General features: G+C 40.0%; 14 protein-coding genes. 6 read left to right on the top strand and 8 right to left on the bottom strand.

Going from position 1 to position 11,169, the window contains the following annotated elements:
• Positions 1-189 precede the first annotated feature (189 nt).
• On the top strand, positions 190-720 hold the full coding sequence (locus LVQ96_06175; GenBank protein MCW6170742.1) for a CBS domain-containing protein: 531 nt from the start codon (positions 190-192) through the stop codon (positions 718-720).
• 102 nt (positions 721-822) lie between these two features.
• Here the strand turns inward: LVQ96_06175 and LVQ96_06170 are convergent, their stop codons facing one another.
• Complete coding sequence (locus LVQ96_06170; GenBank protein MCW6170741.1) at positions 823-1,143, bottom strand: Rieske (2Fe-2S) protein; 321 nt, start codon at positions 1,141-1,143, stop codon at positions 823-825.
• Between the two features lie 76 nt (positions 1,144-1,219).
• Positions 1,220-2,113 carry a prenyltransferase gene (locus LVQ96_06165; GenBank protein ID MCW6170740.1) on the bottom strand — a complete coding sequence of 298 codons (894 nt, stop codon included), beginning with the start codon at positions 2,111-2,113 and terminating at the stop codon, positions 1,220-1,222.
• A gap of 150 nt (positions 2,114-2,263) precedes the next feature.
• On the opposite strand from LVQ96_06165, the gene LVQ96_06160 reads away from it, so the two are divergent.
• On the top strand, positions 2,264-2,542 hold the full coding sequence (locus tag LVQ96_06160; protein MCW6170739.1) for a hypothetical protein: 279 nt from the start codon (positions 2,264-2,266) through the stop codon (positions 2,540-2,542).
• A 381-nt stretch (positions 2,543-2,923) separates the two neighbouring features.
• The gene (map, locus tag LVQ96_06155; protein ID MCW6170738.1) at positions 2,924-3,796 is read left to right on the top strand and encodes a type II methionyl aminopeptidase; all 873 of its coding nucleotides are present in this window, start codon (positions 2,924-2,926) and stop codon (positions 3,794-3,796) included.
• On the opposite strand, the gene tmk is transcribed toward map, so the two are convergent.
• Positions 3,786-4,388 carry a dTMP kinase gene (tmk, locus tag LVQ96_06150; GenBank protein MCW6170737.1) on the bottom strand — a complete coding sequence of 201 codons (603 nt, stop codon included), beginning with the start codon at positions 4,386-4,388 and terminating at the stop codon, positions 3,786-3,788. The genes map and tmk overlap by 11 nt on opposite strands.
• Before the next feature lie 137 nt (positions 4,389-4,525).
• On the opposite strand from tmk, the gene LVQ96_06145 reads away from it, so the two are divergent.
• Complete coding sequence (locus LVQ96_06145; protein ID MCW6170736.1) at positions 4,526-5,740, top strand: MFS transporter; 1,215 nt, start codon at positions 4,526-4,528, stop codon at positions 5,738-5,740.
• Positions 5,741-5,803: 63 nt separating this feature from the next.
• Here the strand turns inward: LVQ96_06145 and LVQ96_06140 are convergent, their stop codons facing one another.
• The 5 genes from LVQ96_06140 to LVQ96_06120 all read right to left on the bottom strand — a co-directional run bounded on the left by LVQ96_06140 (position 5,804) and on the right by LVQ96_06120 (position 9,887).
• A complete protein-coding gene (locus LVQ96_06140) occupies positions 5,804-6,694 on the bottom strand; it encodes a DMT family transporter (GenBank protein MCW6170735.1) in 891 nt (296 codons plus the stop codon).
• A gap of 40 nt (positions 6,695-6,734) precedes the next feature.
• A complete protein-coding gene (locus tag LVQ96_06135; protein ID MCW6170734.1) occupies positions 6,735-8,336 on the bottom strand; it encodes an acyl CoA:acetate/3-ketoacid CoA transferase in 1,602 nt (533 codons plus the stop codon).
• A gap of 63 nt (positions 8,337-8,399) precedes the next feature.
• Complete coding sequence (gene pth2 / locus LVQ96_06130) at positions 8,400-8,759, bottom strand: peptidyl-tRNA hydrolase Pth2 (GenBank protein MCW6170733.1); 360 nt, start codon at positions 8,757-8,759, stop codon at positions 8,400-8,402.
• Positions 8,753-9,316: a CDP-2,3-bis-(O-geranylgeranyl)-sn-glycerol synthase gene (locus LVQ96_06125; protein ID MCW6170732.1), complete on the bottom strand. Its 564-nt coding sequence runs from the start codon at positions 9,314-9,316 to the stop codon at positions 8,753-8,755. The genes pth2 and LVQ96_06125 overlap by 7 nt, the downstream gene beginning before the upstream one ends.
• On the bottom strand, positions 9,309-9,887 hold the full coding sequence (locus LVQ96_06120) for a CBS domain-containing protein (protein MCW6170731.1): 579 nt from the start codon (positions 9,885-9,887) through the stop codon (positions 9,309-9,311). Before LVQ96_06120 ends, LVQ96_06125 begins: the two co-directional genes overlap by 8 nt.
• A 477-nt stretch (positions 9,888-10,364) precedes the next feature.
• On the opposite strand from LVQ96_06120, the gene LVQ96_06115 reads away from it, so the two are divergent.
• Complete coding sequence (locus tag LVQ96_06115; GenBank protein MCW6170730.1) at positions 10,365-10,649, top strand: DUF211 domain-containing protein; 285 nt, start codon at positions 10,365-10,367, stop codon at positions 10,647-10,649.
• Positions 10,642-11,169, top strand: coding sequence for a hypothetical protein (locus LVQ96_06110; protein MCW6170729.1), 528 nt, complete (start codon positions 10,642-10,644; stop codon positions 11,167-11,169). The genes LVQ96_06115 and LVQ96_06110 overlap by 8 nt, the downstream gene beginning before the upstream one ends.

Below are 11,169 nucleotides of genomic sequence, written 5' to 3'. Positions count from 1 at the left end.
TTTTTGTTCACTCGTATTGATCTGAATTTATCAAATATATTGAGAAATCGTTCTATTCTCCCTTTGGTTTTGTCCATTTTGCTTTCCGAATTCACACATTGCTGAAAGATCTCAACTTAAAATTAAGTCGATAATTTTGTATCATTAATGTGGCGAACAATTTTTAAGTCAGAAAATAATAATCCCCTTATGAAAGTCGAAAAACTTGTCGACAGAAATTTCAAGACAATAAGTGAAAAGGCCACTATCTTTGATGCAGTTTCCGAGATGAATAAGAACAATCTATACGGTCTTCTTGTTGTTGACGATCTTAATAAGTATGTTGGTCTATTGAGCGAGAGGAGTATAATAAGAAGATTCATTTTGCGTAATTTACGCCCGGATCAGGTTACAGTTAAAGCAGTGATGAGAAAACCGTTACCTCGCGTATCTTCTGAAGATGACATAAAGGATGTTGCGGCTTATCTATCCGAAAATGGTCTAAGTCGCTGCGCTGTTTTTGATAAGAATGAGAAATTATTGGGTGTAGTAACAGTAACCGACCTTTCAAGATACCTCTCTTCTGAGACTCTTCACGATGTTCTTTTCTCGCACAAAACGAAAGAATACGAGCACATATGTCCAAAGTGTAAAACGGGGGTACTTAGACCAGTCTACAATTCAAAGGGCGAGATAACTGTATTCCAGTGCGACAATCCCGCTTGCAACTATGTAGAATAATCTTTACTTTAAAATTCATTTTAACTGAACAAAAATGTTCGCAGAAAAACTGCGATTTCCTTAATTTTAAATCTAGTTTCTTAAAACCTAATTTAGTGTAATTTACGGAAAATCTACCAGTAAATTTCCGTCTTCAACCTTAGTCTTATAGGACTTAAGTGGAGGTATTTCTTCGACACCTTCAGGTGGACTTATTACGGAACCATCAGAAGGGTTGAAAGTTGCAAAATGATTTGGGCAAATCAGGTGATGTTCGTCCATAAATCCCTCAGAAAGATCGTACTGTTCGTGCGTGCAGTGCAAGGAAGTAGCATAGTATCTGTCCCCGTCCTTAATTACCAGGACCTCGTTTCCGTTGATTGAGGCTTTGAAGAGATCGCCGTCTTTCAATTTTCCGTCTTTTATAACGTTGTACCATGTCATATTATCGTACCTCTATTCATACACATTATTATTTGTTTTGTTCTCCGCTACAGCTAATAAAAAGAAGACAAGAGGCTCAGACTGCGATTGAGGCTATCAAGGCTGCAGTAAAAAACATGGATACCAAACCACCTATCTTTTCTGCATTAGGGGGTGCGCCTTTTGTTATGATCTTATGAATGTGCCACAAAGCAAATGGAAAAGTAAGTAGTACTATAAGGGACGCAAAAGGAAATATTTTCTCGGCAACATCGATAAAAACTAAGATATAACCAATTAAGAATAAAGTACCGTAAACAATGTCACTCTTTCTTTCTCCAAGTCTCATTGATATTGTGTGTATCCCTTTCTTTATGTCGGTGTTTATGTCCCGGGTGTTACCTAAAAACGCAAGTGGAGAGATAACAAGTGCCAGTGGCAGAGAAATTATTATAGGAACTATATTCAAATGTCCCGTAGATACATAAAATGATCCGGAGATTGTTATTACATTTGAGGCGAACACGCCAAGTTCACCAAAATAGTGGTACCTATATTTTAGCGGTGGGCCTGCATACTCAATCAATATAAAAACTGAAACAATGGCATAAAAAAGAACAAAAGGCCTATTTTCAACAAATATGAGATAGAACATAAAGGCAGCCGGAATACCGATGAGAGATAGGCCCAGGATCAGGGTTTTTCTTGGACTTAGATATCCATGTATGATTAGGTGTGTCCTGGTCTCGCTGTTCGCATCTCCTATTGCGTCTATTCCATTTGAATAATCAAAGTAATCGTCTAATATATTAGTTGCACCAAGCGTGAAAATTGAAGAAACAGCCAAGAGCACAATTATGGTTATTTGGAAATTGCCTCCACTTCTGTATCCAAAAATGTAACCGAAGATTGCGAGTAGCGAATAAGTAACCATTATTCCTATGCCGGGGCCACCTCTTACAATACTGTCAATGATCCCGGTGATCTTCATTATTTGCTATTTCCATTGCATACATAATCTATACAGGGAAAATGTTGCTATTTTTTAGTGATAAATCAATAGCGTTCATTAACGTGAAAAGCTTGGCCAAACTTTATGTGCTCTAATAAGTTTTAATTAGATTCTTGGAATCTATGATGTATGCCTATGATCTCTTCCGATGGTTCGTTAAAAGTTGCAGTCGGTATGATAAGGAAGATGAAGCCCGGATATGAAATTGAATTTAAGACGTTCAAAAAAGACAGGGGATTCACGGTAATAAAAAATGAAAATGGCGATATGACACTTCGAGAATTTGGATTTTCGGCAATTGATATGAAAATTGAAGAAGGAGATCTCGATCGGCTTATGAAAACAGCATTCGCAAGAGAGTTTCCGAGAAGCCATGAGGTTCGCTATGCAATGAGGCGGATACGGTAGGTTCACTGAATTTTGGATACGGAAAAAAATGAATCTGAATAAGCGATAAGGTTTTATTCACTTTTGTGTAGCGTGATCTAATTTTCGTTTTTAGTTTTGTTCCTTATTGTCGCAGACTATGGTAGACTATCGATTTGGGACAGTACTTACATTAGGCGACGAAACTGGATTTGAGAAGCACAATTGTGGAGTAAAATCAAACTGGAAAAAAATGTACTGTCAGGATTTCCATTGTTATGATCTCTGTTTTCTCCTTTCCTCAAATTCGCGAATAATTATGTTTTTACGAATAGAGAAAATTAATGCCGATTATTGGCTTATCAACCCTTGCGCAATAAATATTAGTGAAGCACGAATATAGAATCTAAACTGGTGTTATATTTGGATCACTCTATTGTTGAGAAATACAAACAAGCAGGGGTTATCGGAAAAAAGGCTCTTGAAGTAGGCAAGTCACTGGCCGAGTCCGGTGCATTGATGCTCGACGTCGCTGAAGGAATAGAAAATTTTATAATGGGAGAGGGGGCTAAGTTAGCCTTTCCTGTTAATCTTTCTATAAATAACAATGCTGCTCATTATTCACCATCTGTTGGTGACAGAACAAAATTGCAGAGAGGAGACGTTCTGAAAATTGATGTCGGGGCAGAAATTGACGGCTACCTTTCTGATAACGCCTTAACAGTAGAGGTAGGGGAATTGGGAGAGCATTCGGATCTAATTGATGCAACTCGTGAAGCTCTCAATGCTGCCATAAAGAAAGTTAGGCCAATGATACCGATAAACGAGATAGGCGCAGAAATTGGAAGAGTCATCGGTGAAAGAGGCTTTCGTCCTGTGCGGAATCTCGGAGGTCATGGCATAGACCGATTCGATCTCCATTCAAGATTATTTATACCCAACTATGACGACGGTAATGGTCAGTTACTTGGAACCAATATGGCTATTGCAATTGAACCGTTCGCAAGCACAGGGATCGGAATGATTCACAATGGGTCGGGAGGAAACATTTACATATTAGACGGTACAAAGATTAGGAAAGATGAGCTACTGTACCAGAATTTCAACACTGTTCCTTTTTCTCAACGGGCAGTATCAAAGATTATCCCTGATTACCAAAAATACATTGACACAATGAAGAAAAACCGGGAGCTTTCAGAGTTTCCCGTGCTAAGGGAACATAAAGGTGTATTTATTTCTCAGGCGGAGCACACTTTACTTATACTCCCGGATGAGGTTATCGTAACTACTGCGTAATCCTTGATTGGAGAATTTTATAAACATCTTCCGTTACATCTTTTGTAGATTTAGAAGCGTCAATCAGTATCGTATCACTGGAAACCAATGAAGTGTAGAAATCACGAACGGATTTCAGGTAGCCAAGGTCTTCAAAAGACGTAACCTGCTTTCTTTCGGAAATTCTTTTCAGAGCAATGTCAGGATCTATATCCAGCAAGAAATTCATGTCTGGCCTAACTGTAATGATGCGGGAAACATTGGTCATCCATTGAATTGCTTCATGCTTATTCCCAAATAACCCTTGTATTACCTGCCCCTGATATGCATACGATGAGAGAAGGTAACGATCACAGAGCACTATTTCTCCATTATCTAGGTGTTCCTTTATCTTTAACTGATGGGAAAATCTATCCTCCGTGAAAGAGAAGAACAGTTTGAGATAAGACTCAACATTCCGGTCTCTAACGAGGTCGTCAATGGCCACCTTGTCATTTGTAGGCTCGTGGGTTGTAAATACCTTAAATCCATCTTTCTTCAACCTTTCTGCAACCAATCTGGTTATCGTGGATTTTCCAGAACCGTCTATGCCTTCAAGAGCTATGAACATCATCACGATTATATCTTATGTCCTTAAAAATTGAATGATTGAAAGTTTATCGGACTACGATAAACATCCATATTTTAACCTGGGCTAAAGGAATAATCTAAATCCTTCAATCAAATACCGCCGAGAATTGGAATCTATTTATGCCGTTTCTACAAAGGTATTCAAAACTTTTCTCAAACAAGTTCGTGTTCCCAATAAGTATGGTGCAGATGATACGCACACTTGGGAGATCACAGATATGGGTGTTCACTCCACTTTATCTGCTACTTGTGCGACATGTTCCTTATGAATACATAGGGATATTATTCTTCGCTACCGCTATCTTGTCTGTCCCTTTTTCTCTCTACGGCGGGAATTTGATCGATAGCATTGGGAGACGACCGCTTGCTGTTTGGTTGCCTCTTTTTGGAGCTCTTCTCTTAATCATAATGTTGCTTGGAGTGGGTCTAGACTTAAGCATTTTTGTTGTATATCTTGCGTTTGTTTTCGAAGGACCAGTCTCAAGCATGGAGGGTATACTGGATAACGTTGTCACAACTGATTCAACAGCTGAGGCAGAGAGGTTAGACGCTTTCAGTTTTATCAGGATAGCAGCAAATCTCGGTTTTGCAGTTGGCCCCGCTGTCGGCGGTTTTCTTTCTGGCATAGGATACATATGGGTGTTTCTGTTTCCTGCACTCTTAACCTTCGTTGAATGGGGTATTTACCTAAAATACATCAAGGAAACTGGAAAATCAAAAGAAGTCCATAGAGCGAAGATGGAGATTCCAAAATCCGATAGGGCATTTCTAATCATGGCAATTCTCATGGGCTCCATCTTTTTCGCAAGCGGTCAGTGGGGCACCACTCTGACTCTATTCTGGAGTCGCTTTGATCTTGTATCCAATCCTTTAATTGGGATTCTATACTCAGTAAACGGTTTGGGTGTTGTTCTTCTACAACTTCCTGTCAATAGATTGCTCGATAGGGTGCGATCAACAACGCGCTTGTCCATTGGAGGGTTGTTCTACGCTTTTGGTTTTCTGATCCTTGCTTTCAGCTCAAATTTTGCATTTCTTGTAGTTGACGTTGTAATTCTTACCGTCGGGGAGAACGTGCTCACACCTGCATTCTACACCATTGTCAGTAAGATGGCCCCCTCAGAGAGAAGGGGACAGTACTTCGGAACATTTCAGTTGATCTCCGGAATGATAATGCCTCTTGCACCAGTCCTGGGCTCGGTCCTATTGACATACTACCTGCATTCTCCACTTATTTTGTGGGGTATCATTTTTGCCATTGGCGCCACGGTTTCAGCTGTTGTTTATTCGTATGGGCCTATACTCAGACGATCTGGCCGCGAAGGCGTTAATTAGTTCTCTTATTTATTGATATAAAAATTGCTCGGTAGCTGCCAGGTAGTTGTTGTTTTAAAATAATCAATGTGTTATTTCACTATGAATATTGTTCCTGGATATATTAACTGATGTAAGGTATATTCCCGCTCCAATGACCGCAAATCCAACGTATGTAACAAGAGACATGGTTTCGCCAAGAATGAAATAGCCTAATATGAGTGAGATTGCTGGAACAAGAAAGAAAAACCCGGAAATCTCCGATGCTCTGTATTTTGAGTAAAGGTGAACGAAAATAAAATAAGCGACAGCCGTTCCCAATGATCCCATATACAACGTAATCAGAAGGAATTCTAGGTTGAATGATGAGATATTAACAACATGATATGGAATTGATATAACTAGTACTAACGGAAGAGCATAGAGGAATTGCATTGCGTTCACCGTATAGCTGCCAACAAGTGTCAGGTATTTTCTCAGGAAAACGATTCCAAATGACCAGGAAATGGCGGCTATAATCAGAAAAACTAGACCAACGTTTGGTCTCGTTATTACTTGATTTGCAAAAATCAGCACTAATCCTATGAAGCCAAAAATCAAACCAGCGATCTTGTAATTGTTCAGTCCCTCTCTAAGAAATATGAAAGAGAACAGGATAGAAAGTATAGGATACGTGTATATTATGATCGAGGAAAGGCCAGAACTCACTGTGCTTTCGCCCATGAACCACATTGTGAAAAAGATTACAATGTTGAGAACTGCGAATATGAAAATGTTGAAATTATCGGTCTTATCCTTTGGAAACCGTATTCTCCTGCCAAAAATAGCGAAGGAAAAAATTATCGCGAAAATAACTCGAAACAGCGTTAGAGTAGCAAATGACTGATACTGCAATGCGATTTTAACGAGAGGATAATTAAGTCCCCAAAAGAATGCCATAAGGACAAATAGTCCGGCATCAACGTATCTGCTCACAAATGTCGATGTTAACTCATTATAAAAAGTATTTTTGCACTTATCCGGAACCCAAATACTTGTCTAAATCCATCTCCTTCAGGTCTTGAGAAATCACTGGAGTAAATTCCATCCGTTGAAGTATGTCCTTCTTCAGGTCCACACCTGGTGCTATCTCAATCAGCTCTATACCGTCCTCTGATAACCTGAATACCGCCCTTTCTGTTATGTATAGAATTTTTTTCCGTTCCTGATACCCCTGTTTTCCGCTAAAAAGAACGCGATAAGCTTTGTATACAAATTTTATAGTTTTTCCTTCCAGGTTGATCTTCAGGTTACCATTCTGTACGGAGAAGTCGGAATTGCCCGCCGTAAATTTTCCCATAAACATGGTTGTGGGGGATCCACCGGATATAACTGGGAATCCACCGGGCCCCGTTATCCTGTCTGGGAGTATTGACGAGTTGACATTTCCCAATCTGTCCACTTGAAGGAATCCGAGGGCCGCCATGTCTACAATCCCACTTTCATAGTTAGAGAACATATCCGGAATGCTTGAAAGGGCGAAATAGTTCCTTGCAACTCCAAAATCGGAGCCAGCAAGAGCTTCTCCACCCCAGGGACCAGACTCGAGCATGGTAATTACATTATTCCCGAGATTTCTCTCTCTTATCCTGTCCGAAAGTCCCGTCGGAATTCCCACACCAATGTTAATCAATATGTAATCCTTTTTTGCTTTGAGCATATTTTCTATTTCTTCCTGTGCCCTTCCCACAATTATCTTTGTGGCTATGTCAGAAGATCCAAGCTTCATTTGATTGTTTTTTTCATCAATCGGTACATATCCCGGACAAGTGCTTTCATCGAATTCAAAAGAGCTCGTCTGCCAATGGAATTTTGATGGAGATTTCACGACGAAATCCACAAAGGGCCAAGGAACATCAACATCCTTTGGAGGCAGACGCCCTTCTTCCATGAATTCGATTACCTGTGCAACCACCTTCCCGTTCCTTCCTGAGGCTTTAGTGCACTGTGCAATTTCCATAACCGTGCCCTTTATTGGCTCCCTTGTGAGCGAGATATTCCCATAGCGATCTGCCACCGTACCCCTAATGAAGCTCCAGTCCGGCTTCGGTGCCTGATAAAACAAGTATTCGTCATCGTTTATTCTCATAAGCGACACCGTGCATATCTGCCCATCTGAGGCGAAGTCGTTAAGGCGCCCCTCCTCGCGTCTCGGATCAAGGAACGTATCTATTCCTATCTTTGTCAAGAGTCCAGGCCGTCCGGATGCGGTTTCACGTATCCAGTATGCCATTGTTCCAATTGGCCAACTGTATACTCGTGTAAAGTTCTCAAGAGTGATCCTCTGCAACCAGGGCGAAAAACCGAGAAAAGGTATCAGCACGCCGTTCAGGAAATCTTTCTCATTATTTTCGTAAACATCCTTTAGCACTTTGTCCAATGCACGTCCAGGGGTAGCTGGTAAGGCATCAGACATTAAAAACAGGTTGTTTGGATGTCCAGTTTTCTTAAAGTGATCATAAAGACCAAGTATCAGAAATTCAGGCGTATTTGCCAAGTTAAATCCTGAAATCAGTAACGATGAACCATCCTGAATGGCATCAAAGATCCCGTCTGTTTGTTCGTTTTTGAAAATCATGCTCACAACATTCCAGTTGACGATGTATCACACCGATAATCAAAACTCTTTGCTATTAAATTCTCAGAGAAGGCTATAATCACCAGTTATCGGATCAAGCTCTGAGGACTTCGCAGGTCCTATGCCAAGACAAGTAAAAGAGCCGGGTTCTACCTGAGTATAGCCAGCATCATGTATATCCGCATAAATAAATCCGTTTAATCGGCAAGACTCAAGCAATTTCTCAAGTTCCTCCTCTCCATTCACTTTTATAACCACTTTTTTTTGGTTTGTGTCTATCCATTCTTTAAAGATCTTCTTGTTGTATTTCTCGCTTTTGAGAGCACATTCAACAGCGGCATGCGCAACCTGGCCTGCTATCTTACCTTTCCCCATGTCAAGATCTTTTCGCACTGCTATTACCATTTTTACTGGATCTACCATGGTACATTCTTCCTTTTTGTTTTAAATCCTATTATGTTCACTGCTCTGTGTAAAGGCGGCGTAACTATCAGTATTGTTAAAGTTCCTATGACGTTGCCATAGTACTGCATAAAAAATCCTCTGGAAAATATGAAAAGGAAAAGAAAAGCAACGAGAACAAATGGCCATTGATCCAGGAGAAAGGCGTTTGTCCCACTTTTTAGTCCAATTCTCCGTTTGATGAATGATCCAGTTGCGTCACCCACGAGAGAACCAATAGACATGGAGAAAATGGTTATGCTTGCAGTTATGATAGTAGATCCATAGGGATAACCGCCTATCCATCCGGTAGCAAGGAATATGATCATCATGAGATACCCCAGAGCAGCCCCGGATAGCGATCCCCCTATGAAACCGCTCCATGTTTTCCCTTTGCCAAAAATTCTTCCTTTACCAAAAAATGTTTTCCCAAAATCCATGGGGAAGTATCCACCAAAAATCACAGCAGCGGGATTAGCTATGTAGGCTGGAAGAAAGAGTATGAAAGCAAATATGATCTCAAAAATAATATTAGGCATGATCCTCAATAGCCTTCAGTATATCTGCTTTTGTTACTATTCCAACAGGTCTTCCGGAATCTACAATGATCACGGCATTTGAAAATTTCAGCAATGGATATGTCATTGAAATCTGCGATAATTTGTCGAGTTGCGGCAAAGTTCCAGTCATGACCTTCCTGACTGACATATTTCTTAGTGATTCTATGGAATTGCCCTTCATCAGAAGGTCATTTATATCGCTTTCCGATATCACGCCTATTATGTTTCCATCATCGTTTGCGACAGGAAGCTGGGAAAATCCTCTAGTTCTCATCACATCGAGTGCAGCTATAAGGGTATCGTAGGGGAGACAAGTCACAACCGGTCGATTCATTATTTTTTCCACAGTTAGCGATATTGAGTGCAATTTCTCTGTTGATTGGTTAAGAAACTCGTATATCTTCTTCACTTTATTATACGTGGGGTTTAAGCTGCCTTTTTCGAGTCTTGCTACATACGATTGACTGACCCCAACTGCACTAGACAGTTCCTTTTGAGATATACCAAGGTTTTTACGCAATTTCCTTATCTCTTCAATAGTAGGAAGCATGCAGGATGTAAAGTATTACCAGAAATATAAATTTACTCTTCCGCACGATTACCGCTAGTATTATATGCTCGTTATACGAAACAGAAATAACACAAAATTAAATTACATTCATCAATGAAATGAGAATTAATAGTATCGTATAAACTACAATGATCAATATAACGATGGTGAACGTGCGTTTCCGGTTTTCCACATAAAGGATAATTCTGAAAGGTATTTAAACACGATTTATTTTTTCCATTTGAAAAAACTTGGTTTAATCATAATTCCGGTGGAAATTTTGATATCGAGAGACAGAGAATCTAATTATGATTAAATTGAACAAACCTTGAATGATAGAGTCAAAGGAAAAAATGATAAATATAAAATGGATAAAGGTACATAGATCAACGGACTTGAGTTGCGTATCTTTTCGGTGCGTAAAACAATTGCCCTGTGATTTATTAATCTCTAATTATTAGATAAAGGTAGAAAAAAATGGGTTTACGAAAATTGGTCCTGGACGTTGGAAAAGGCTTGAATCGACCAACACTAATGGAGCTTGCTTCTGCAGTAGAAGCAGTCCAAGGTGTGGAAGGCGTTAACATACGGGTTACTGATATGGACATTGAGACAATGGGTCTTATCATGACAGTTGAAGGTGTAAATATCGAATTTGATGCTCTTGTTAATAGTATAGAGGAAACGGGTTGTGTAATCCATTCTGTAGACGAGGTCGTGTCTGGGAAAAAGATGGTAGAGAGCTCCAGAGGCAATGAATAAAAATAACCTGCTTTTCCCGATAACGCTTGGCCTTTCTGATGGAATCATAACAACATTGATGTTGACGTCAAGAATTCTCTTAACCGGAGGGTCTATAGCCACCGATCTTATTTTCAGAATCGCTTTTGGTGCATCTTTTGTGGGTGGTTTCAGCTTCTTTATAGCGGAGTACTCAAGGTTGAGAGAGGAAATAGCAAGAACATCAAAGATGCTGATAATGCGTTCCCCAGATAAACTAGTCAAAGGGAAGATAGGCAGGGACATCCTTGCAGAAGCTGTGCTCGCAACATCCCTTTCGGTTTTGACTGGATTCATCGGGGCGCTAATTCCTCTTACATTCTCTGCGTTATTCAGCGGAAGTAGGATAATACCAGAACTCGTTGCATGGATAGCACTGGCACTTCTTGGGGCAGGATTGGCCAGGTCCGTTCAGGGAAAGTACGTATTCTGGATCATTACTATGATACTTGTTGGTGTTATAATAACGTTCCTTGGATTTTTCCTGAATTTGGTGGGATAA

The sequence above is a fragment of the Thermoplasmatales archaeon genome, from assembly GCA_026127925.1.
Lineage (GTDB): Archaea > Thermoplasmatota > Thermoplasmata > Thermoplasmatales > Thermoplasmataceae > JAKAYB01.
Note: the sequence above shows the minus strand (reverse complement) of the source record. Positions and strands in the feature narration are given on the sequence as shown.

What these genes read in the sequence shown, in the direction of transcription:
- LVQ96_06175 (MCW6170742.1), top strand. Translation starts at nt 190, where the DNA reads ATGAAAGTCGAAAAACTTGTCGACAGAAATTTCAAGACAATAAGTGAA.
- LVQ96_06170 (MCW6170741.1), bottom strand. Translation starts at nt 1,143, where the DNA reads ATGACATGGTACAACGTTATAAAAGACGGAAAATTGAAAGACGGCGAT.
- LVQ96_06165 (MCW6170740.1), bottom strand. Translation starts at nt 2,113, where the DNA reads ATGAAGATCACCGGGATCATTGACAGTATTGTAAGAGGTGGCCCCGGC.
- LVQ96_06160 (MCW6170739.1), top strand. Translation starts at nt 2,264, where the DNA reads ATGCCTATGATCTCTTCCGATGGTTCGTTAAAAGTTGCAGTCGGTATG.
- tmk (MCW6170737.1), bottom strand. Translation starts at nt 4,388, where the DNA reads ATGATGTTCATAGCTCTTGAAGGCATAGACGGTTCTGGAAAATCCACG.
- LVQ96_06145 (MCW6170736.1), top strand. Translation starts at nt 4,526, where the DNA reads ATGCCGTTTCTACAAAGGTATTCAAAACTTTTCTCAAACAAGTTCGTG.
- LVQ96_06135 (MCW6170734.1), bottom strand. Translation starts at nt 8,336, where the DNA reads ATGATTTTCAAAAACGAACAAACAGACGGGATCTTTGATGCCATTCAG.
- pth2 (MCW6170733.1), bottom strand. Translation starts at nt 8,759, where the DNA reads ATGGTAGATCCAGTAAAAATGGTAATAGCAGTGCGAAAAGATCTTGAC.
- LVQ96_06125 (MCW6170732.1), bottom strand. Translation starts at nt 9,316, where the DNA reads ATGCCTAATATTATTTTTGAGATCATATTTGCTTTCATACTCTTTCTT.
- LVQ96_06120 (MCW6170731.1), bottom strand. Translation starts at nt 9,887, where the DNA reads ATGCTTCCTACTATTGAAGAGATAAGGAAATTGCGTAAAAACCTTGGT.
- LVQ96_06115 (MCW6170730.1), top strand. Translation starts at nt 10,365, where the DNA reads ATGGGTTTACGAAAATTGGTCCTGGACGTTGGAAAAGGCTTGAATCGA.
- LVQ96_06110 (MCW6170729.1), top strand. Translation starts at nt 10,642, where the DNA reads ATGAATAAAAATAACCTGCTTTTCCCGATAACGCTTGGCCTTTCTGAT.